Origin of the sequence: Proteus sp. G2609, assembly GCF_963896135.1 — a bacterium.
Taxonomy (GTDB): domain Bacteria; phylum Pseudomonadota; class Gammaproteobacteria; order Enterobacterales; family Enterobacteriaceae; genus Proteus; species Proteus mirabilis.
On the sequence record NZ_CAWQNB010000017.1, the window covers coordinates 1 to 23,140 of the forward strand.

A 23,140-nucleotide genomic window follows, 5' to 3' on the forward strand; every position below is an offset into this window, starting at 1 on the left:
ACAGGAGGCGTAAAGAAAGAGAGATAGCCAAATAGCCATAAAAAACCGGGGAAAAAAATTAACCAGCCAATGACGAGGTACTTTTCATATTGGCTATCAATAAAAAATTCACCGGAGTTATACGCTTTTATATACTCCCACCAGCTAATTTTTTCTTTATTAAAAAATGGTGAATATAGAACAACAGATCTATTATTTTTCCTCTTATCCTCAGATAAATAACTATATTTTTCCTCTAAGTATTTAGACATCTGTTCCATAGATGTTTTCTTACCTAGATGATTATCTATAAACCCAAACAGAGTATAAAAAGTCATTACTAGAAGCACGATAAAAAAGGGTATTGTATTGGTGAGTTGGCTATTGCGCTGTGGTGAGTTAATCACACAACGCTGTTGATTGACCGCCTCTAAAAATACCAGTTTTTGAGGCTCCAAAGGATCATCGTAGTGATGACTTTCCGCAATTAATGGTGTGGTTTCTAATTGCTCTGGGTGTTTTGATACAGTGCGTAAACGGGTCATTCCGTGCCCTCCTCATCAATACAGCCATATATTTTATCGTCGGGGTTGCCGTTTCGGTAACGTAGTGGTGCTATTTTCCTTTTAAGATGATCTGCTCAGTAGGTGATAAATCAAAGCTCCATAAAGTAAGCAAAGAAAATTTAAGTTGCCCAAATGACTTTGGTCTGAATTCGTCTTGAAAGCAGTTTAAACTATCTAAATATTGTGCGACGAGGCAGAGAAAGATAATATTTGCTTTTTTTATCCGCTCTGCATAGATATCATTTTTTGCATAATCTATAAATTCACTAATATTATGTGTTAGGTTGAGAGTTTTATAATACTCGATTGTACGTGAAATTGTCCACAATGAGTATTAAAGTTCTCTATGTAACACATAAATATTGACTAGGTTGACCTATAGATTGAAAGTACACATAATTTTTCTTTAATACAGTGAAAAATGTTTATTGCTTAATCTTATGCTGTGCTAATATTGTTTTATTGACCATTTTAGTTCACAAGAAAAATATATGACTGTTGTTTTAACTAATGCATCAATTTTTAATTATGCTCAGGTGAATGCCAGCACAATAACTCAAAGTGATTCCTTACCGAGTGAAATAATTATAATATATTATAATAGCAACTATTAATATAAAAATTCGGAGTCCAAAATAATGGCTTTTAAATATAAAATAACAATAATCATATTTTTGCTATCTTTTATTTTTTTTGTAGTGTATGAGTTTTTTATTCCCGTTAAAGTTATGGGAGTACATAAAGATACGTATACCACCTCTATTCTGGTTGAGGATTTTCCGATAACTGATTATGGAAAAATAATATGGTGGAAAAACAATCAAGATGTTTTAGATAAAAAGTATGATTTATTTAAGAATAAAAATAGTTTATTTTTGATTTCTATATGGAATTACGGTGATGGATATTTAGAAGAAGGAAAATACGATCGATTATGTTTTACTGAAATTAAAAGTAACAAAAAATGTATAGAAAAAGATAAAGTGATGTCAATAATGTATTCTTTAAATGAAGAGGAAATTAGGATAGGTAATTCTGCATATATTAAAGATAAAAATGGTTCTTTTATAAAGAAAGACAAGGATGCTAATACAACTATCACAGTAGTCCCTAATGCATAACTTGGTCACAAGTGGTGATAATAGCTTATTCACATTTTATGCTTAAAAATATATTTTGCTGTTTATATCAAAAATATAAAATATAACTCTAAATCTTTGTGAAACAATGCGAAGTTATCGTGTTTCGTCTCCATGTTTGCCCAATAGCTTCTATGAGAATTTTTTATTAATTATTGAGTTAAGTAATATTATCCATTGCAACAGGGCGCTGTTTTTCATCTAAGTAGTAGTGAATGCCGGCCTCAATATTATCTTCACCTTCATAGAAAACGTTAAAGCGGGTGCGTTTTCCATCGTGATAGGCAATCACAGCACTACCGCCTTTTCCTAAGCAAAATTGCTGAAGATGCCCTGTTGAGATACACACGCTGTTATCCCCAGATACAGAGAGTGTGCAGTTATCACCTGTGTTGATAGCAATGGCGTTATCGCCAGTAACAGTAATATGTGCTAAATCACCAGTATTGGTGACTTTTGTACGGGATTGAGTCGCATTAATAAAGTTTCTTATGCCACTATTGGCAATATGCGCCCCTTGGCCAGAAGCGTAAATTTTAACATCGTTGCCACTATTACAAATACGAGAGCGTCCTCCTAAGCTACCAATACGACATTGATCTGCCGTATTACTGATCTTTCCAGCAAATCCGCTGTTGATTAATTGGTTACTATAACCAGTGTTAGCAATACTGTTTTCATCACCGGAAAAGGCGACAATATTATCACGACCACATAATGCAAGGGCGGTGTTAAATTGTTGGCTTTTGACAATCAGTTGATGCCATTCGGTGGAAAACTGGATGTTTTCGTCGCTAGATTGCGGTTGGTGATAGGGTAAACGTTGTAATGTCACACCGGTTTGTTTTTCATTGCCTAACAGGGACAAGATGTTTTCTATCACTTCTTGTTCCTGTTTGGCAAAAGAGGACTGACTAAAATGACGCAGATAAATATATTGAATTAAGCTTTCTATCCATTGTGTTTGACGTTGTTTTATCAATTCATTATGGATAGCACGGTAAGTACCTCCATGGGGAAAATAACGCAAAAACCAACGATAAAGTGAACTTGAAACATGCAGTTGGCGTAAGTCTTCTTTGGTTAGTGTGATATTTTCCTGTGAAGGGACTGACATATAAGCTCCTTGATCCATCTATTTATTAGTGTCTATGGTAGCCGTCAACCATACTGCGAAAGGTTTGGAATGGCGTTCTTCCGGTGGTACACAGGTAAAGGTGACCAAAGATAAAAAAGACACTACACACGGCTAGTATTTGGTGAATTATTAATAACCAAGCTTTAAATAGCACAGCATCAGCAGGGATAAACATGGGATTTTGCAGTAAGATCCCAGTGATTAAAAGTAATGGTACTAATGCATACATCACACCTAAATAAGCCATTTGTTGCAGTGGATTAAATTTAACCTTGGGAGTGGCTGGAAAAGGATGATCTTCCCCTTTAATAATGCCGTAAAGATAAAAACGTGTTTGCATTAATACTCGTTGCAACCAGTTTTTACTGTCAATACGGTAAAATTTACCATTGCCACCAACAAGATTAATTAACACAAAGGACAACCAGCATACTAAGAGTAGATAACCACAAATTTCATGCACATTGACGAGTAACGCCGTGTCATGTGCCGAGAGTAGGGCGAAATGGTTAATCCCGCCACTGAGAAGGAGTAAGATAAATAAAGTTGCATTACTCCAATGCCATAAACGTACCGCTTTTGAGTAAAGATAGAGTTTCTCTTCTTGATGATGCTCTCCATGGGGTGTGGCGAAGCGGTAACGTAAAAAACCATGAAGTGCGAGTACAAGTAGCATGCCGACAAATAATACGCCGGCAACAATTAACCAAAGTGGCAAATAGTCCGGTGTATAGATTAAGACATACTGTTTGAGTGAGGCTTGAAATTGTGCTGCATTTGGCATGATATTTATTGCACTCATACGTTATCTCCCCCTTGTACATGAGGTCCAACACGTCGATAAAGATGCGGTTTTCCTACTCCATCAAGTTGATAGAGATAGTAGTCATGTGTTTTTAGCCATTGCTGAATTTGTGGGCTATCTTCTCTACCAAAGAGTAGGGCGTTTTGTGGGCAAGCGCTGACACAAATCGGTGGGAACCCTTTTTGTAATCGAGACTCAAGACAAAAGTCACATTTATCAGCAACATGTGTTACGGGATTAAGATAACGAACTTGGTAAGGACAGGCTGATATGCAATAACTACAGCCAATACATTTCTCTTTATTAACGCGAACAATACCATTGCTTTCATCGCGCCAAGATGCGCCCGTAGGACAAACCGAGATACAAGGAGCATCTTCACACTGCTGACATGAGTGTCTAAAAAAATGGTACTTATCGTTATCTTCTTTTAAGCTTAATGGAATGTGTGCAATATCCATTCGCGCCATTCCGGTTGGTACTTTATTTAATCGACGGCACGCTGTGGCACAAATATTACAGCCATTACAGCGTGTTTCGTCATGGATCATGGCATAGCGTATCGGTTTTTTATCTGTGGCTGCCGCTAAGGCACTACCCAGTGGCGCACTGAAAAAGATCACAGTACCTATACCTGCTACAAATTTACGGCGAGAAACACGCATTATTTTTGCTCCTCAATCTGATGCTGTTGTAATACCCACAGAACATTTCGTCGACAGGGTAGAGCATTAAGGATTTTCATATTGTTCTACCTCCAGCCATTCTGTTAACCCTCTCGCCTTGCCATAACTCATTAGGGTGCTACTAAATAGGTAAGGGGCATTGTTAGAGGCGAATATTTGCTGAATATCTTGAAAATCAGGGTGAGTTTTCATCAGCGTCAATGCATCGTCTATTTCTGCAGCGGTGTAATAAAAAGGCTCCGACATCAACATGCTTTGCTTCAATGGACGAGGGTAGGTTTCGCATTCAAAGCGAACTAAACCTGCAATGGCAGTACAAATATCGGTATATCTATTGAGAAGCTGTAATTGTGCATAGTTATCTGACATAACAGTGTCAGAATAGAAATAATCTTCACCATTATGTGTTAAATAAGTAATATCAACGAAAGTGTCCTCTTTCAACGCGACTCTTAATTGCATTACCTCTTCTTCAGAGAGTGAATAAGGCGCATCATACAGCGTGGAAATAGCTAATAGTTCACCTTCTTTTGAACATTGACGGATTGCATTGGCTAGGTGTTGTTCAGCCGATAATTGCGCGATATCTTCAATTTGCTCTTCTGTGGTATCCGTTAAGGTGTGAGTACCATGCCCAATACCTCTCTCTGATAACGGCAATAGCCAACGACGAAGAGAAATATCCGGTTGTTCTAAAGTAATATCAGCATCATGAGCAATATCAGGTGGTATAGAGGCTGATGCATTCTGTTTATTCATCATGATCTCCTTTACCTATTAATTGGGTAATAAGCCACGTGATGCTAAATCGTCAGCAACATCTTGTAATCCAAGGCGTACTAAAGTTGCTTTTGTTGGACAGCCTAATTGTGGATCCCAGCCCATTTCTTCATAAAATAGGGTGAGAGAGAGTTGCATATCTTCTCTATCCATTTTGTCTGTCCCTTCCGTAAAGACAGGAATATCAGGATCTTTATCAAATACCCATGAACAGATTTGGTCATGCTCATTACGCATATCCATTGTGTTCATTAACTTAACCGTGTAAGCACGATGTAAAGTGAAGATGCGTTCTGAGGCTAAATCAAGATCTTGAGAAGTGGTTGGTTCACCGGTAATGGCAGTGAAAAATTTTGCTTCCATATCTAAATCGCCACGATAGTTGCGGCTTTTATGAGGTGATACGGTCATTGGCCATACCCAGTTACATAATGTCACGGCATCATGTAGGCAACTACGCAAAATGGTCCATTTGGTATAGGCAATTTTTGCTTTATTAATCGGCGTGTAGTTTTTGGTTTCATCAAAAGCATCACCAGAGCCAAATAGTTCACCTGCAATCTCTTTTTGTAATTTTAGCGGTAAACCACTACCGATATAGTTGATATGAGTATGTGTCATCGCATCGCGGTTAAACATACAGTTGACGATGGAGCCTACTTGAGCAGAAGCTTCATTTGCATGGTGAATAGGGAAACCCATCGGTGACCAAAGTTTATTTTTCTTATTACCCCAATATTCCTCACCTAAATTCCAGCGTTGTGCAATTAAATAAGAGCCATCAGCAAGGTGACTAAATTCACCTTTACGATGGGCTAAGCGGTAATAGAAATCTTTGATAAATGCGGGATCACCTTCTTCAAGTTTATCCCAAGGAATATCGTTATACTCTTCTTCAGAAAGAACGCGTTTAAAAACTCCGTGGGTATAGCAATAAGTAAAGTCACGATGAAGCTGACCGTAGTTGCACCATAAGCCCATATCATCAAAAATATTGAGGCCGACAAGATTACCAACAACATTGGCATCGCCTTTTTTCTCAATATCTTTCGGGCCATTAGGGAAAATGGTGGTATGAACAAAGTTGGCGACACAAGTGTTTCCGCCTGTTTGAGGTACGCCAAATTTTTTCGCTTGCGGGACATTAAGTTGTGACATACAGCGAATAGGGCATGAGTGGCATCCCCCCATTTTTACCGTGTATTGTTCTGCTTCAGGGCCAAGATCGAAGGTTGATTTCATGGTTCTAAAGCCGACAGTATTGGCATTGCCCGGTGGGATCTCCCCTGTTTCAATGGGGCCACCTTCAGCCGCTCCCCAATAAAGCCCTTTACGTGCAGTCCAGCGTGAACCCGGATGTGAATACTCTGCCCAAGATTGCGGGGTACTTGGTACGACGTGATTATTATTTGCGCCAATGAGTTGTGTCATCATATAGTCGTTAAGCTCTTTTAACGCTTTACGATCGGCAACATTAACGCCACGGCTTCCTTCAACCACAATCGCTTTTAATTTTTTAGCACCAAGTACGGCACCAATTCCAGCACCACCACTGTGGTTACGACTATTGATAAGTCCTGAAAGAGGGACAAGGTTTTCACCTGCAGGGCCAATAGCAGCAACACACGCTTCAGGGCTTGTTTGAGCACAAAGTTCTTCTGTTGTTTGACGAGTTCCTTTTCCCCATAAAAAAGAGGCATCTTCAATGGAAACTTGGTCATCATCAATATGGATCCACACGGGGTTATCTGCCTGACCTTCAATGATCAACGCATCATAGCCGGCAAATTTCATCCATGCGGCAAAAAAGCCTCCCATATGGGCATCAACCACTAAATTACCGCGAGTAAAGGTTGAAAGAGAGGTGATATTGACGCGAGAGCTACAGGGTGCGCCTGATCCTGTTAGCGGGCCTACCGCAAATACCACTTTGTTTTCTTCATCAAAAGGTTTTACACCGGGTGCAACTTCTTCATACATAATTTTGTAGCCAAAGCCCATACCACCAATTAAGGATTTGTATTGGCTTGAGCTTTCGCGAGAGATGGCACCGGTAGTTAAATTAATTCTTAGTATATTGCCAGTCCAGCCGTTAATCATAATATTGCTTCCTAATCTAAAGAGGGGTCAATGAGGTGATTGCTAAGAAAAATCAAACGGTAATTTCTTTCCATTCAATAATGTGCAATGCCCCTGTTGGGCATGCTGAAGCGCATTCACCACATAAATTACATTTACCGGATTTTTTCGTTTGTGGATTGACGGTTGCCATCATCCACGGGCAAGCTGTTGTACAAGCGGCACAGCCGATACAACGACGAGTATCAACGACAATACAGCCAAACTCTTCTTGATAACGGATAGCTTTTACTGGGCAGACGTTCATACACTCGGGTGTTTTGCATTGGCGACAAGTATCAGTGGTAAAGTTTAAGTCGCCATATAAGCCCCCTCCAGAGCCAATGCCTTTATCACCAAAATAGAAATGACGATGGATTTTAGTACGGGAGAAGAAAGAGCCAACGCTACCATCATTCCATGTTGTACATGCTGTTTCACAACGATGACAGCCAGTGCAACGGGCACGATTAGTCACTAATACACCTTTAGGTGTGGTTGTCAGTTGAATAACGCCACTGTCTATTTCTTCTTGCTTACAACCTAAAAGAGAAAGTAGTGCGGGTGCTATGGTGATCCCTGCCAGCCCTTTACCGGATATTCGCAGAAACTCTAGTCTTGATAGTCCAATATCTAATATAGGACGATGATGTGTATCAGACATTAATATTTATCTCCGCTTAACTAATTTAAATAAGAAATAATTTGTGATGATAAATGTGTTCTTTTCTCTACTTGTTTTTCGTTGTATATAAAATATAATAACGATTGGTTTAGAATAGATATAATAGTTATCAACACTTTTTATTACTGAAAATAGCTTGTGGTGAATTGTTAAATATTTGTATTTACAATATGTTACATTCGGTTTTTACGTATTTTTCATTAACCGTTATGATATTGTGGTTATTGAAAAATTTATTCTGTGACTGCAATCATAGAAATAAAATTAATTATCGTTAGTTAAAAAATTAAATTAAGTGATTATTGTTCTTATCTGTAATTACGAAGGATAATTAATATTGTTTATATATATTCTATTATTTAAATAGAATATAAAGATATTTGTTCTTATATTACGTTTGAAATTATTGTTTTAATGATGAATTGATATTTAATATTAATTATTTATTTAATGAAAAATGAATCTTGATTATTATTAATAAAAAAAGATATTAATAAATTGTAAAACAGTGACGAGATCATTTTCATAAAAAAAGAAACCTTGTCTAATAAAGAGAAGGTTTCTTTTTCCAATGGTATTATATGATTTTATGGTTAGTAGCCCACGGCTTTACCTGCTGGACGTCGAACATCATTTGAACCGTAAAGATAACCTTCGCGTATCGCCCCTGAAACAGCAGAATCATTACCTGACGAAGCAGGGATCACTCCTTGTTCTCCTGGAAGGCCGACCATAATCAATTCAGCCGCGCCCCATGGCGTTTGTTCGACCATTTTATATCCCATGGCAGAAAGTTTTTCTAAGGTATCTTTTGATAATCCTCGTTGTTCATAATAAACCTCATCAGGTAGCCATTGATGATGAATTCGGGGGCTATTGACGGCTTCTTGGGGGGACATACCAAACTCAATAATATTAAGTGCCGTTTGTAAGGTGATTGAGATAATACGAGAGCCTCCCGGTGAGCCTAATACAAGAAAGGGTTTGCCATCTTTAGTCACAATGGTTGGACTCATTGAGGACAGTGGACGTTTTAATGGGGCAATACTATTTCGTTCACCTTGTACTAAGCCATAAAGATTTTTCTCGCCAACTTTAGTTGTAAAATCATCCATCTCATTATTGAGGAAAAAGCCAGTCCCCGGGGCGATAACGACAGCACCAAAACGACCATTGATGGTGTAAGTGGTTGAAACGGCATTACCATCTTTATCAATCACCGAATAATGGGTGGTTTCAGGGCTTTCATGAGGTGCAATACCGGGTTGTACCTTTTCTGATGGGGTGGCTTTATTCGGTGTAATTTGTTGGCGAAGCTCTGCGGCGTAGGTTTTACTTAATAACTTTTCTGTTGGATTGTTTATAAATTGCGGATCGCCAAGAAAGGTGTTTCTATCCATATAAGCATGACGCATAGCTTCTGTGAGCGTGTGAACATATTCGGCAGAGTTAAAACCCATCGATTTCAGATCGTAGCCTTCTAAAATATTCAGTGTTTGGCAAATAGTGACGCCTCCTGAACTGGGAGGAGGAGCAGAGATAAATTCATAACCTCGATAAGTACAGGTAATGGGAGGTGTTTCGGTAATAGTGAAGTTCGCAAAATCGTCTTTGGTTAATAACCCATTATGCTGTTTTGAAGCTTGTTCTACTTTTTTAGGGATTTCCCCTTGATAGAAAGCATCAGCACCTTGGTTGGAGATAAGTTCAAGCGTATTAGCTAAGTCCGTTTGAATGAGACGATCGCCAGGCTGCCATGGTGTTCCATCAGGCTTTAAGAAAATTTTTGCTGATTCAGGATCTTGTTTAAATCGCTCTGTGGTGGTGTCTAATACGTCAGTATCAGCACGGGTTAAAATATAGCCTTCTCTGGCGAGTTTAATAGCGGGAGCCATCACTTCTTGGCGTGAAAGTGTGCCATATTTTTCTAATGCAGCATCAAGTCCTTTCACTGTACCCGGCACCCCTGAGGCAAGATAGCCGTATAGGCTTGCCTCTTTAATCAAGTTACCGTCTTTATCTAAATACATATTTTTAGACGCTGCCGTAGGCGCCGTTTCTCGAAAATTAATAAAGGTATTGGTGCCATCAGCAAGGTGTATAGTCATAAAACCACCACCGCCAATATTTCCACAACAAGCATTTACCACAGCTTGTGCATAGCCAACAGCAACAGCTGCATCAATGGCATTCCCTCCTTTTTGCAAAATATCTTTTCCTACTTGTGAGGCTAAATGTTGTGAAGAGACCACCATACCTTGTTGTGCTTCAACCGCTGGCTCATAGGCGGCATAGAGTGCAGGTGAAAAAAGTGTGGTAAGTAACAGCAGGTGCGTTTTTTTTATAGTAATCATGATTATATCCATTAATAACAGTGGGTTAGTTTCAATAGAGATAAGTGAAAGTAGGTGTGTATACGCTAGTATTAATGTGGTTAACAATTACGTAACAATAAGTATAGAGAGAAGTTATTAATGACGAGAATTTTTTTTGAAGAGATGATCACAAAATCATCTTTAAGCGAATAAATAATAATGTTATGTACAAATAGTAATCTTAATAAATTGAGTTGAAAGACAAAAGAATAGATGGAGTATTAATAAAAAAGCCTGTTTTCACAGGCTTTTAGCAAATATTTGTTTAGCTTACTGGAATATTACAGTTTGCCTGAGTTCGCTTTCAGATATTTAGCAACACCGTCTGGAGATGCGCCCATACCTTCTTGGCCTTTTTCCCATTGTGCAGGGCAAACATCACCGTGCTCTTCGTGGAATTGTAGTGCATCAACCATACGGATCATTTCGTCAATATTACGGCCTAATGGCAGGTCGTTTACCACTTGGTGACGAACGACACCTTCTTTGTCGATCAGGAATGAACCACGTAGTGCAACACCCGCTTCTGGATGTTCGATACCGTATGCTTTAATGATATCGTGTTTGATATCAGCAACCATTGGGTATCTTACTTCACCAATACCGCCATCATCGATAGCTGTTTTACGCCATGCGTTATGTACGAATTCTGAGTCCATAGAAACGCCGATGATTTCAACACCACGTTTTTGGAACTCTTCAAAACGGTGATCAAATGCAATCAGTTCTGAAGGGCAAACAAAAGTGAAGTCCATTGGCCAGAAGAAAATAACCGCAGGTTTGCCTTTGATAAATGAATGCAGGTTGAAATCATTAACAATTTCACCGTTACCTAAAACAGCAGCTGCTGTGAAATCTGGGGCTTTGCGAGTAACCAGAACCATAATGTACTCCTGTAAATTGAAAGAGTTTATACTCGTCATATTTCAAGTTGTCGCGTTGTTGACTGCGTTCACTCGAACTATTTAGAGTAAATTTAGGGGATACCCTGTTTTTAAATTTAGGGTGATGCCCTGTTTTTAAATGATGTATACAGCATAAATAATCAATCGTTATTGATAAAATCATACAGAACAATCTATTTGATAGGTTATAACGATGAATTTTATACAACAAAAATGACTTATTTATGACTCCTTGTATAACTATCTATTCTAATCAACTTTATAAATGAATACTACGCTTGTTAACGGATCGTTACCAATAAAAAGATAAATTGACGTAGTCTCTGTTTGCTCGATTCAATGTAATGCTTAACCATGACAAACAGATGAATAAAAAGAGCCTTAATGTATCAGTCATCCAGCTGATGATGTTGTGCTCTTTCTAACAATTGTGGATAAAATTGCCAAAAAATCTCACTTAACTCTTTATAATGCGTTTCTAGTGCAATATAAGAGCCTGCAAGCGCACTTAAACGCGGTCTTCTTTTTGCCATGCCTTTTAACGTCTGTGCTATATAAGTTTTATCAGCATAACGAGTCAACCACGCTTGGGGCCATAAATATTCATTGAGCTCTTGAAATTTTTCCGGAGTTCGCCATAAATCCGGTTCAATGGTATTGCGCACATAAGTAACAAATTCCAAGAGCGGTATGTCAGGTTCAAATTTATCCCAATGTAGTGAGAGAAAATGATCCCAAAATATATCCAAAGTAATGGGTGCAACGCGGCGGTATTCATTCGGAAAAAGTTGTCGAGCTTGTTTAACTAATGGATGAGTATCAGTCAGCACATCAATACGCCTATGCATGCGAATGCCGTCAATTACCGCTTGGCTGTAATCGTTACTCGGCGTACCTTTTACATAGTCCGCCATCATATTGCCTAATAAGGAGCTTTTCGCTCTAAAGGCGAGGTGTAAGTGAGCAAGATAGTTCATTGTACTATCATAGCGCTTTTTAAATAAAAAAGTGCTTCTTTGTTGCACTGATTAACATGCAGCACTAGACTAGTGCGCCTGTTTTTTATGAAAGTAGTCGTTTAATTATGCGTGTATCCGATTTTAGATTTGACCTGCCTGAGTCCTTAATTGCTCATTATCCTCACCCCCAACGTAGTGGGTGCCGATTATTATCCCTAGAGGGGAAAACGGGCAATTTATCTCACGGTGTCTTTACGGATGTATTAGATAAACTCAATGCCGGTGATTTACTTGTATTTAATAATACTAGAGTGATCCCCGCGCGTATTTATGGTCGTAAAGCCTCCGGTGGCAAGATAGAAGTATTAGTGGAGCGTATGCTAGATGAACATCGTGTGTTAGCCCATGTTCGTGCATCAAAGTCACCCAAAGAGGGCGCATCACTGATTTTAGGGGAAGACGAAAGTGTACAAGCAACCATGATTGCACGCCATGATACACTATTTGAAATCCGTTTTGATGATGAAAGAGATGTGCTGACTATTTTAAATAGTATCGGTCATATGCCTCTTCCTCCTTATATTGATCGTCCAGATGAAAGATCCGATAAAGAGCTTTATCAAACGGTCTATAATGAGCGTCCCGGTGCAGTAGCTGCACCCACAGCCGGATTGCATTTTGATGAGCCGTTATTAGAAGCGTTACGTAACAAAGGCGTTGAGATGGCCTTTGTCACTTTGCATGTTGGTGCTGGCACTTTCCAGCCTGTTCGTGTGGATAATATCGAAGAACACACTATGCATTCCGAGTATGCTGAAGTCCCTCAAGAGGTGGTAGATGCCGTGCTCGCTTGTAAGGCACGAGGTAATCGGGTGATTGCCGTGGGTACAACATCTGTTCGCTCTTTAGAGAGTGCGGCTAAAGCAGCCAAAGATGCATTAATAGCCCCTTTTTTTGATGATACGCAAATTTTTATTTATCCAGGTTACCAATATCAAGTTATTGATGCTTTGATAACTAACTTCCATTTGCCAGAATCAACCTTAATTATGCTGGTTTCCGCATTTGCTGGTTATAAAAATACCATGAATGCTTATAACGTAGCGGTTGAGCAAAAATATCGTTTTTTCAGTTATGGTGATGCGATGTTTATTACGCGTAATCCTTTAGCTATCAATGAAAAAGTGGGTGAAGAGTAGGGCTTTATTCTATTTTTTAACGTTTTTTTTCATTTTATGACCGGTTATGTCAATTTTGCTGCTTGATCTCTTTGACTAAGCACAGCTTTTGTTGATGTAACATATACAGCCGTCTAACAAATGATTAGAATGTGCTGTTTTTATTATGCATTGGACTGTTTTTCTGATGCTTGGAGGATGAGTGAAATACGAATTAGATAAAACAGATGGTCATGCCCGTCGTGGTCGTCTTAAGTTTGAACGCGGTGTCGTTGAAACACCTGCATTTATGCCAGTAGGGACATACGGTACAGTTAAAGGGATGACACCTGAAGAAGTTGAAGCCACAGGTGCACAAATCCTTTTAGGCAATACTTTCCATTTATGGTTACGTCCTGGTCAAGAGATCATGAAATTACACGGTGATTTGCATGACTTTATGCAGTGGAAAGGGCCAATTTTAACCGATTCAGGTGGTTTCCAAGTCTTTAGTTTAGGCGCAATGCGTAAAATTAAAGAAGAAGGTGTGCATTTCCGTAACCCAATTAATGGTGAAAAGATTTTCTTAAGCCCAGAAAAATCAATGGAAATTCAGTATGATCTTGGATCAGATATTGTGATGATCTTCGATGAGTGTACGCCATATCCATCAGATTGGGATTATGCTAAAAATTCCATGGAGATGTCATTACGCTGGGCTAAACGTAGTCGTCAACGCTTTGATGAATTAAACAACAAAAATGCATTATTCGGTATTATTCAAGGCGGCGTTTACGAAGATTTACGTGATATCTCAGTGAAAGGGCTAGTGGAAATCGGCTTTGACGGTTACGCTGTTGGGGGCCTAGCTGTTGGTGAACCTAAAGAAGATATGCACCGTATTTTAGAACATGTTTGTCCACAAATCCCTGCGGATAAACCTCGTTATTTAATGGGTGTAGGTAAACCTGAAGATTTAGTTGAAGGTGTTCGTCGTGGTATCGATATGTTTGACTGTGTGATGCCAACACGAAATGCACGTAATGGACATCTGTTTGTAACAAATGGTGTCATTAAAATTCGTAATGCTAAACATCGTTCAGATACATCAACTCTGGATGAACATTGTGATTGCTACACCTGTAAAAATTATAGTCGCGCTTACCTACATCATCTTGATCGCTGTAACGAAATTTTAGGTGCAAGGCTGAATACCATCCATAATTTACGCTATTATCAGCGTCTAATGGCTGAAATTCGTCAAGCAATTGATGAGTCACGTTTCGAAGATTTCGTGCATGAGTTCTACGAACGTATTGGTAAACCAGTTCCACCGCTAAATAGCAGTGCGAGTAAGTGCGATTAATGTATACGAGAAAGCCCAATTCTGTGTATGATATTGGGCTTATAACTTGAGTATCGTCGATATCGACAACAATGAGGAAAAAGTGAATGAGTTTTTTCATTTCTGATGCTGTTGCTTCTGCTGGACAAGCAGCACCTGAAGCAAGCTTTATGTCTATTTTACCGATGTTAGTGATCTTTATTTTAATTTTCTATTTTATGATCCTACGTCCTCAGCAAAAACGTACTAAAGAACACCGTAAACTGATGGAATCTATCGGTAAAGGTGATGAAGTGTTAACTACTGGTGGTTTAATCGGCCGCGTTGTTAAAGTTTCAGATAACGGCTATATCGTTGTTGCTCTGAATGAAACAACTGAAGTAACTATCAAACGTGACTTTGTTGCCGCTGTATTACCAAAAGGCACAATGAAAGCTATTTAATTTGATTTCCCCAAAGGGAAAAGGGAACTGCCGTGCTAAACCGTTATCCTTTGTGGAAGTATCTGATGTTGATATTCGCTATCCTCATCGGTCTGCTTTACGCACTTCCTAACCTATATGGTGAGGATCCGGCTGTTCAAATCACTGGCGCGCGGGGAACCGCCGCCAATGAGCAAACACTGGATCAAGTTCGATCTTTATTAGATAAAGAAAAAATTGAAGCGAAATCAATCGCCCTTGAAAATGGTGCGATTTTGGCTCGTTTCAGTAACCCTGACATTCAGTTACGTGCCCGTGAAGCGTTGTTACCTGCGTTAGGTGACAAGTTCGTTGTTGCACTTAACCTTGCACCAGCTACGCCAAAATGGTTAGAAGCCATTGGCGGTGAGCCGATGAAATTAGGGTTAGACTTACGTGGTGGTGTTCACTTCTTAATGGAAGTTGATATGGAAACCGCGTTAGGTAAACTTCAAGAACAAAATGTTGATAGTTTACGTACTTTATTACGTGACGAAGGCATTCCATATTCTTCTATCCGCAAAACGGATAATTATGGTGTTGAAATCCGTTTCCGCAACGCTGATGACCGTTCTAAAGCATCAGATTATCTTGCGCGTCGTAACCAAGATCTCATTTTTAGAAATGGGGATAATAACTCGTTAAAAGCTATTTTTACCGACGAGCGTTTACGTGATGCGCGTACTTATGCGGTACAACAAAATATCACCATCCTACGTAACCGTGTCAACCAATTAGGGGTTGCTGAGCCATTAGTTCAACGCCAAGGTGCTGACCGCATTGTTGTTGAATTACCGGGTATTCAAGATACGGCTCGTGCGAAAGAAATCCTAGGTGCAACAGCAACATTAGAATTCCGTTTAGTGAATACTAATGTTGATCCTTCCGCCTTAGAAACAGGACGCATCCCGGGTGACTCAGAAGTGAAATACACTCGAGATGGTAGACCAACCATTCTTTATAAACGTGTTGTATTGACGGGTGACCATATTACCGATTCAACGTCACAAGCCGATGAGTACGGCCAGCCTCAAGTAAGTATTTCACTTGATAGTGCTGGTGGCTCTATTATGTCTAACTTTACCAAAGATAACGTCGGTAAACCGATGGCTACTCTTTTTGTAGAGTATAAAGACAGCGGTAAACGTGATGAAAACGATCGCGCAATTTTGGTAAAAAATGAAGAAGTTATTAACGTGGCTAATATTCAAACCCGTTTAGGTAATAACTTCCGCATTACTGGTATCTCTAATGCGAATGAAGCACGTCAATTATCTCTGTTATTACGTGCTGGAGCATTGATTGCACCTATTCAAATCGTTGAAGAGAGAACCATTGGGCCAACATTAGGTCTTCAGAACATAACTCAAGGTTTAGAAGCTTGTTTATGGGGTCTGATAGCCTCTGTTGCCTTTATGATTATTTATTATCGTAAATTTGGTGTGATCGCGAGTACGGCGCTATTAGCAAACTTGGTGTTAATTGTGGGGGTCATGTCATTATTACCCGGTGCAACGTTAACCATGCCTGGTATTGCGGGTATTGTCTTAACCCTTGCGGTTGCGGTCGATGCTAACGTACTGATCAACGAGCGTATTAAAGAAGAGTTACGTAATGGTCGCTCAGTACAACAAGCTATCCATGAAGGTTATAAAGGTGCCTTCTCCAGTATTATTGATGCGAACTTAACCACGTTAATTACTGCCGTGATCCTTTATGCAGTCGGTACTGGCTCCATTAAAGGGTTTGCTATCACAACTGCTATCGGGGTTGCGACATCCATGTTTACCGCTATTGTGGGTACACGTGCGATTGTAAACCTGCTGTATGGCGGTAAACGCATCAAGAAACTGTCTATTTAAGGAGCACGTTGTGGCACAGGATTATACTGTTGAACAATTAAACCATGGTCGTAAAGTCATTGACTTTATGCGTTGGGACAACGTCGCCTTTACTATTTCGTTTCTGCTTTTGGTAGCATCTATTGCTATCATTTCCGTGAAAGGATTTAACTGGGGATTAGATTTTACTGGAGGAACGGTTATTGAGATCAATCTCAGTCAACCGGCCGATCTAGATAAAATGCGTGATAGCTTGGCAGCCGCCGGCTATAAAGATCCTCTGTTACAAAACTTTGGTAGCAGCCGCGATATTATGGTGCGTATGCCTCCTGTTGAAGGACAGGCTGGTCAAGAATTAGGTAAGAAAGTCATCGATATTATCAATGTTGAAATTGATAATGATGCAACAGTCAAACGTATTGAATTTGTTGGGCCAAGTGTCGGGAGTGAATTGGCTCAAACAGGGGCAATGGCGTTACTTTCTGCACTTATCTGTATTCTGATCTATGTTGGATTCCGTTTTGAGTGGCGTCTAGCATTAGGGGCTGTTATTTCACTTGCCCATGACGTGGTGATCACTTTGGGTATTTTATCACTCTTCCAAATTGAAGTTGATTTAACCATTGTGGCGTCATTGATGTCTGTTATCGGTTATTCCTTGAACGATAGTATCGTGGTATCAGATCGTATTCGTGAGAATTTCCGTAAAATTCGTCGTGGTACCTCTTATGAGATCATGAACGTTTCATTAACACAGACATTAAGCCGTACCATCATGACATCAGCAACAACATTATTAGTTGTGTTGATGCTCTATATCTTTGGTGGTTCAATGCTTAAAGGCTTCTCTTTAGTGATGTTAATCGGTGTTTCATTCGGTACTGTTTCATCTATTTATGTGGCTTCTGCATTAGCACTGAAAATGGGCATGAAACGCGAACACCTGATTGTTCAAAAAGTGGAAAAAGAGGGTGCAGATCAGACAACACTCTTACCTTAATAGAGCGTTTTTCTGACATAAACATCGCAAACACCCTGCCAGTTAATGACTGACAGGGTGTTTTTTGTTCACTGAACAGGTACACTGTTTAGGAGTTTTGTCAACAGTAGGAATAACTATGCATTGTCCATTTTGCACAGCCGTAGATACCAAAGTAATTGATTCGAGACTTGTTGGTGATGGCTCACAAGTGCGCCGTCGTCGTCAATGCCTTGTTTGCCATGAGCGCTTTACTACCTTTGAAGTCGCAGAGCTTGTGATGCCTCGTGTTGTGAAAAGTGATGAAATCCGTGAGCCTTTTGATGAAGAAAAGCTACGTAGAGGAATGCTCAAAGCATTAGAAAAACGCCCTGTGAGTTCTGATGATGTTGAAGCTGCTATTAATCATATCAAATCACAATTAAGGGCAACGGGCGAAAGAGAGATACCTTCCAAACAGATCGGTAATTTTGTTATGGAACAACTAAAGAAACTGGATAAAGTTGCTTATATCCGTTTTGCTTCGGTTTATCGCAGTTTTGAAGATGTGCGCGATTTTGGCGAAGAAATTGCAAAATTACAAGATTAATCATTCGCTTCACACGACTATTTGAAAATAACGATAAATAATAAATCTATGATGACAATTAACAACAGCAACAATCTTACGGGCAATGAGCCAGCTAATGATGAAACCTATATGCGTCGAGCGATAGAGTTAGCTGCATTAGGACGTTTTACAACATCACCTAACCCAAATGTGGGATGCGTGATTGTGAAAGAAGGGAAGATTATAGGTGAAGGTTATCACCATCATGCAGGTGGTCCACATGCCGAAGTGAATGCATTAAATATGGCGGGTGAAAATGCCAAAGGTGCTACCGTCTATGTTACGCTTGAGCCATGTAGCCACTTTGGTAAAACGCCTCCTTGTGCTGATGCTTTAATCAACGCCGGGGTAAAACGTGTTGTTGCTGCAATGCAAGATCCCAATCCTCAAGTGGCAGGACGTGGTTTACATAAATTAGTCGCTGCAGGTATTGATGTTTCTCATGGCGTATTAATGCAAGAAGCTGAAAAATTGAATATCGGCTTTTTTAAACGTATGAGAACAGGGTTTCCTTATATTCAATTAAAACTGGCCGCCTCTTTAGACGGTAAAACGGCATTAGCATCAGGGGAAAGTCAATGGATAACCTCTAACGCTTCGCGACAAGATGTGCAAAACTTTCGCGCGCAAGCTAGTGCTATTTTAACAACGAGTGCCACTGTTTTAGCCGATGATCCTGCAATGAATGTGCGTTGGGAAGCATTATCCGATGAGATAAAAGCGATTTATCCACTAGAGTCATTGCGCCAGCCTATTCGCATTATTACCGATAGCCAAAATAGGGTAACTCCCGACTATAAAATTACACAACTTGCAGGTGAGTGCTTGCTTGCTCGGACTCACTCTCAGCAAAAAGCTTGGCAAGGTGATGTCTCAGAAATTTTGCTTCCTACTAATGGCAAAAATAGTAGTGTCGATTTAGTGTTATTAATGATGCAGTTAGGTAAACGCAATATTAATAGTGTATGGGTTGAGAGTGGCGCACATTTTGCTGGCGCACTATTAGAGCTTGGTCTTGTTGATGAGCTTATCATTTATATTGCTCCGAAAATTTTAGGCAATGATGCTCGAGGTTTATTATCCATTTCACCACTGTCGTCATTATCTGAAGCTCCTGAATTTACAATAGATTCTCTTCAACAAATCGGCCCTGATATCCGCGTTTGTTTAAAACCTCGTTATTAATAGATGCAAATATGTGTGTCTATGGCGCTATTTGTAGTAAAATAGCGCCGTGTGTGTTATTCCCTGTCGTTACGACATTGTTATCAGCCAACTAACTACCTTGATTTATCAAGGATTTTTGGCTCCTTTGCTGTGTTATCATAAAACTGAGCGCAGTAAAGGAAAGAATGTGATAAAATCCGCGCCCCGCGGATAGGAGAAAAAGGTAACCTATGAACGTAATCAAAGGTGTTGTCGCGGCGCCAAACGCACGTGTAGCGATTGCAATTGCCCGTTTTAATAATTTTATTAATGATAGCTTGTTAGAAGGTGCCGTTGATGCACTTGAGCGTATCGGACAAGTTTCCTCAGAAAATATTACCGTCGTTTGGGTTCCTGGCGCTTATGAGTTGCCATTAACTGTAAAAGCATTAGCAGAAAGCGACAAATATGATGCAGTTATCGCGTTAGGCACTGTTATCCGTGGTGGAACCGCACATTTTGAATACGTTGCTGGCGAATGCAGCTCTGGCCTTTCTCATGTTGCAATGCAAAGTGAGATCCCTGTGACTTTTGGTGTATTAACCACTGAAAGCATTGAGCAGGCAATTGAACGAGCTGGTACTAAAGCGGGCAATAAAGGTGCTGAAGCTGCAATGACAGCACTTGAAATGATCAATGTACTTAAAGCCATTAAAGGCTAATCATCTGTTTTAACTAAAGGGGAATTTTGTGAAACCTGCTGCTCGTCGTCGTGCTCGTGAGTGTGCTGTACAAGCTATCTACTCATGGCAATTATCCGGAAATGACATCGCGGATGTGGAATTGGAGTTTTTATCCGAGCAGGATACCCAAGGTGTAGATATTGCTTATTTCCGTGAGCTTTTAGTGGGTGTTGCAATCAATGCAGCACGTTTAGATAAGGCGATGGAGCCTTATTTATCACGTCAACTGGAAGAGCTAGGCCAAGTTGAAAAAGCGATTTTACGTTTAGCTATGTTTGAACTCAGCTTCCGTGAAGATGTTCCTTATAAAGTAGCCATTAACGAAGCGATTGAATTGGCTAAGGTGTTTGGTGCTGATGACAGCCATAAATTTGTCAATGGCGTGTTAGATAAAGCTGCACCAACTGTACGTAAAAAATAACGTTCTTCACGTTTCCTCTATGGTAAATTAATAATCCAAGGCCGGTTACTCCGGCCTTTTATTTAATAAGCATTGCTTCATAGGAAATTGATAATGCCTTGTGGTGAATTCTCCCTCATTAAACAATATTTCACTTCTCAGCCAGTTAAACGCAAAGATGTGAGTACGGGAATTGGGGATGACTGTGCAATATTGACTGTACCTGAAAAGCAACAAGTGGCAATTAGTACTGATACCTTAGTCAGTGGAATACACTTCCTGCCAACCATTTCCCCTGAAGATTTAGCGTATAAAGCATTAGCGGTCAATATTAGTGACTTAGCCGCGGTGGGGGCAGATCCTGCTTGGGCTTCATTAGCTTTAACATTGCCAAAAGTCGATAATGATTGGCTTGAAGCCTTTAGTCGCTCTCTATTTGCATTAGCAGAGTATTATTCTATTCAATTGATTGGTGGGGATACAACCAAAGGGCCATTGAGCTTAACCATCACAATACAAGGTTTAGTTCCTCAAGGTATGGCACTATTACGCTCTGGGGCGAAAATTGGTGACTGGATCTATGTTACAGGCTTTTTAGGTGATAGCGCGGCAGGACTCGCGGTTTTACAAAATAGATTACAACCTAGTCAACCAGAAAGCCGAGACTATTTTATTACTAGGCATTTGCGTCCGCAGCCTCGTCTTTTACAGGGGCAAGCATTAAGATCTTTAGCAAGTGCAGCTATTGATATTTCTGATGGTCTTATTTCAGATCTAAACCATATTTTAACGGCAAGTGGTTGTGGTGCTCGTATTAACTTAGATGCGTTACCTTATTCTACAGCAATGAAATCACAGGTGAGTAAAGAGCAAGCTGAAATTTGGGCATTAAGTGGGGGCGAAGACTATGAACTATGCTTTACCGTGCCTGAAATAAATCGTGGGGCTTTAGATATTGCTTTAGCCCATACGGGAGCTGACTTTCATTGCATAGGGCAAATTATGCCAATTGCAGAAGGTATACGTTATTTACGTGAAGGTAAAGAAGTGCACCCTAATCTGAAAGGGTTTGATCACTTTGGTGATAATAAATAAATCATATCGCTATAAACAAAAGGCGCTTAATGAGCGCCTCTGAAATCAAAATAATGTTATTAATCATTTTAATGATAATTCAAGATTAGCTTTTCTTCACAAATTCAGATTTTAATTTCATTTGTCCAAAGCCATCAATTTTACAATCAATATTATGATCGCCTTCCACTAAACGTATCCCTTTAACTTTTGTACCAATTTTGAGTGGCGTTGAGCTACCTTTTACTTTTAGATCTTTAATGACTGTCACTGAATCCCCATCGGCTAATAAATTACCATGGGCATCTTTAACAATCAGCTCATCGCTATCAGTTGTTGGCTCAGCATCGTTCCATTCGTGGGCACATTCAGGGCAGACATACATTGCCCCATCTTCATAGGTATACTCTGAGTTGCATTTAGGACAAGAAGGTAATGACATAATAATACTCTCAAATTTTTTCAAAATGGGAAGTGATTAATCGTCACAAAGAGGATAACACTTGCCCGATAAACAAAAGGACACATTATCGTTTCAGCGTAAAAAGTCTAATATGATGACCCAAATGACCAAAAATAGTATTGCCACAGATAATGCGAAAGAATAAGAGTATAATAGATCTGATAGAGTTTTGCATCTTTCATGGATTATTGGATAAAAGATGAGAAAAAGTAGATTAAATATAGAAGGTAATACACAAAATAATAAGAAATAATATCATTTAAAAACATAAATTAACTTATTGATTTTATAATTATTTATTTTGTTTTCTTAGATAAAATAACTACTCTCTCTTTAAAAGAGAGTATCAGTAATAATAGTGTTAATCTTCTTGTTATTATTTTATAAAATTTATCCAAAGCACCGTAAAATCCCGTCCTTCAGGTCGGGGATATAAGGCGCGGTTTTTTAACTAACTAGGTGTTTCCTGTTGCTCAATGTACTGGCGGATAATGGATATTGGTGCGCCACCACAACTCCCCGCGAAATAACTTGGCGACCAAAGAACCCCCTTGTAGTAATCACGTTGGGCAATATCAGGACGATCACGTCGAAGTAATCGACTCGACACCCCTTTAAGGCTGTTAACCAGATTAGATATCGCCAGTTTTGGCGGGTAATTAATCAGTAAATGAACGTGATCCCGTTCCCCATCCATTTCAACCAGTTCAACATCAAAATCAGCACAAACACTGGCAAAGTAGCCTCGCAATTTTTCAATTGCATCCTGATCAAATATTTTTCGCC

22 protein-coding genes and 1 pseudogene are annotated in these 23,140 nt (G+C 39.5%); 11 read left to right on the top strand and 12 right to left on the bottom strand.

From position 1 onward, the window contains the following. Nucleotides 1-524 (bottom strand): annotated as a pseudogene (locus tag AACV01_RS04935) (hypothetical protein); the annotation flags it as partial. A gap of 659 nt (nt 525-1,183) precedes the next feature. On the opposite strand from AACV01_RS04935, the gene AACV01_RS04940 reads away from it, so the two are divergent. Then, nucleotides 1,184-1,666 carry a DUF943 family protein gene (locus AACV01_RS04940; protein ID WP_004245155.1) on the top strand — a complete coding sequence of 161 codons (483 nt, stop codon included), beginning with the start codon at nt 1,184-1,186 and terminating at the stop codon, nt 1,664-1,666. Between the two features lie 178 nt (nt 1,667-1,844). On the opposite strand, the gene ydhT is transcribed toward AACV01_RS04940, so the two are convergent. The 9 genes from ydhT to AACV01_RS04985 form a co-directional block, all read right to left on the bottom strand. Then, nucleotides 1,845-2,819, bottom strand: a complete 975-nt coding sequence (ydhT, locus tag AACV01_RS04945) for a protein YdhT (protein WP_017628261.1) — start codon at nt 2,817-2,819, stop codon at nt 1,845-1,847. A gap of 7 nt (nt 2,820-2,826) precedes the next feature. Then, complete coding sequence (gene phsC / locus AACV01_RS04950) at nt 2,827-3,624, bottom strand: thiosulfate reductase cytochrome B subunit (protein WP_004245153.1); 798 nt, start codon at nt 3,622-3,624, stop codon at nt 2,827-2,829. Continuing rightward, complete coding sequence (locus AACV01_RS04955; protein ID WP_004247203.1) at nt 3,621-4,292, bottom strand: 4Fe-4S dicluster domain-containing protein; 672 nt, start codon at nt 4,290-4,292, stop codon at nt 3,621-3,623. The genes phsC and AACV01_RS04955 overlap by 4 nt, the downstream gene beginning before the upstream one ends. Nucleotides 4,293-4,358: 66 nt before the next feature. Then, nucleotides 4,359-5,072: a YdhW family putative oxidoreductase system protein gene (locus AACV01_RS04960; RefSeq protein WP_004247204.1), complete on the bottom strand. Its 714-nt coding sequence runs from the start codon at nt 5,070-5,072 to the stop codon at nt 4,359-4,361. 18 nt (nt 5,073-5,090) lie between these two features. Next, the gene (locus tag AACV01_RS04965; protein WP_004245150.1) at nt 5,091-7,193 is read right to left on the bottom strand and encodes an aldehyde ferredoxin oxidoreductase; all 2,103 of its coding nucleotides are present in this window, start codon (nt 7,191-7,193) and stop codon (nt 5,091-5,093) included. Nucleotides 7,194-7,245: 52 nt separating this feature from the next. After that, nucleotides 7,246-7,875, bottom strand: coding sequence for a ferredoxin-like protein (locus AACV01_RS04970; protein ID WP_004245149.1), 630 nt, complete (start codon nt 7,873-7,875; stop codon nt 7,246-7,248). A gap of 614 nt (nt 7,876-8,489) precedes the next feature. Then, nucleotides 8,490-10,250, bottom strand: coding sequence for a gamma-glutamyltransferase (gene ggt / locus AACV01_RS04975; protein WP_161682513.1), 1,761 nt, complete (start codon nt 10,248-10,250; stop codon nt 8,490-8,492). A 302-nt stretch (nt 10,251-10,552) separates the two neighbouring features. Continuing rightward, the gene (locus tag AACV01_RS04980; protein WP_004247207.1) at nt 10,553-11,155 is read right to left on the bottom strand and encodes a peroxiredoxin C; all 603 of its coding nucleotides are present in this window, start codon (nt 11,153-11,155) and stop codon (nt 10,553-10,555) included. A gap of 410 nt (nt 11,156-11,565) precedes the next feature. Further along, nucleotides 11,566-12,153: an acyl carrier protein phosphodiesterase gene (locus AACV01_RS04985; RefSeq protein ID WP_004245145.1), complete on the bottom strand. Its 588-nt coding sequence runs from the start codon at nt 12,151-12,153 to the stop codon at nt 11,566-11,568. A gap of 107 nt (nt 12,154-12,260) precedes the next feature. On the opposite strand from AACV01_RS04985, the gene queA reads away from it, so the two are divergent. The 10 genes from queA (at nt 12,261) to thiL (ending at nt 21,912) form a co-directional block, all read left to right on the top strand. Next, nucleotides 12,261-13,334 carry a tRNA preQ1(34) S-adenosylmethionine ribosyltransferase-isomerase QueA gene (queA, locus tag AACV01_RS04990; RefSeq protein ID WP_004245144.1) on the top strand — a complete coding sequence of 358 codons (1,074 nt, stop codon included), beginning with the start codon at nt 12,261-12,263 and terminating at the stop codon, nt 13,332-13,334. Between the two features lie 181 nt (nt 13,335-13,515). Next, complete coding sequence (tgt, locus tag AACV01_RS04995) at nt 13,516-14,658, top strand: tRNA guanosine(34) transglycosylase Tgt (RefSeq protein WP_004245143.1); 1,143 nt, start codon at nt 13,516-13,518, stop codon at nt 14,656-14,658. Between the two features lie 86 nt (nt 14,659-14,744). Further along, nucleotides 14,745-15,080, top strand: a complete 336-nt coding sequence (gene yajC, locus AACV01_RS05000) for a preprotein translocase subunit YajC (RefSeq protein WP_004245142.1) — start codon at nt 14,745-14,747, stop codon at nt 15,078-15,080. Nucleotides 15,081-15,112: 32 nt separating this feature from the next. Continuing rightward, nucleotides 15,113-16,960, top strand: coding sequence for a protein translocase subunit SecD (gene secD, locus AACV01_RS05005; protein WP_012367466.1), 1,848 nt, complete (start codon nt 15,113-15,115; stop codon nt 16,958-16,960). A gap of 10 nt (nt 16,961-16,970) precedes the next feature. Then, nucleotides 16,971-17,939, top strand: a complete 969-nt coding sequence (gene secF / locus AACV01_RS05010; protein WP_004247209.1) for a protein translocase subunit SecF — start codon at nt 16,971-16,973, stop codon at nt 17,937-17,939. 118 nt (nt 17,940-18,057) lie between these two features. Next, nucleotides 18,058-18,507, top strand: a complete 450-nt coding sequence (gene nrdR, locus AACV01_RS05015; protein WP_004245139.1) for a transcriptional regulator NrdR — start codon at nt 18,058-18,060, stop codon at nt 18,505-18,507. Between the two features lie 48 nt (nt 18,508-18,555). Next, nucleotides 18,556-19,713 carry a bifunctional diaminohydroxyphosphoribosylaminopyrimidine deaminase/5-amino-6-(5-phosphoribosylamino)uracil reductase RibD gene (gene ribD / locus AACV01_RS05020; protein WP_161682515.1) on the top strand — a complete coding sequence of 386 codons (1,158 nt, stop codon included), beginning with the start codon at nt 18,556-18,558 and terminating at the stop codon, nt 19,711-19,713. Nucleotides 19,714-19,925: 212 nt separating this feature from the next. After that, complete coding sequence (gene ribH / locus AACV01_RS05025) at nt 19,926-20,396, top strand: 6,7-dimethyl-8-ribityllumazine synthase (RefSeq protein WP_004245137.1); 471 nt, start codon at nt 19,926-19,928, stop codon at nt 20,394-20,396. A gap of 28 nt (nt 20,397-20,424) precedes the next feature. Further along, the gene (gene nusB, locus AACV01_RS05030; protein ID WP_004245136.1) at nt 20,425-20,838 is read left to right on the top strand and encodes a transcription antitermination factor NusB; all 414 of its coding nucleotides are present in this window, start codon (nt 20,425-20,427) and stop codon (nt 20,836-20,838) included. Nucleotides 20,839-20,931: 93 nt separating this feature from the next. Beyond that, nucleotides 20,932-21,912, top strand: a complete 981-nt coding sequence (gene thiL / locus AACV01_RS05035) for a thiamine-phosphate kinase (RefSeq protein WP_004252576.1) — start codon at nt 20,932-20,934, stop codon at nt 21,910-21,912. An 85-nt stretch (nt 21,913-21,997) separates the two neighbouring features. Here the strand turns inward: thiL and AACV01_RS05040 are convergent, their stop codons facing one another. Both AACV01_RS05040 and tnpA read right to left on the bottom strand, forming a co-directional pair. Further along, nucleotides 21,998-22,333 carry a zinc ribbon domain-containing protein YjdM gene (locus AACV01_RS05040; RefSeq protein ID WP_004245134.1) on the bottom strand — a complete coding sequence of 112 codons (336 nt, stop codon included), beginning with the start codon at nt 22,331-22,333 and terminating at the stop codon, nt 21,998-22,000. A 472-nt stretch (nt 22,334-22,805) separates the two neighbouring features. Further along, nucleotides 22,806-23,140 (bottom strand): IS200/IS605 family transposase (tnpA, locus tag AACV01_RS05045; RefSeq protein WP_124740997.1); only part of this gene is annotated, 335 nt, incomplete at its 5' end.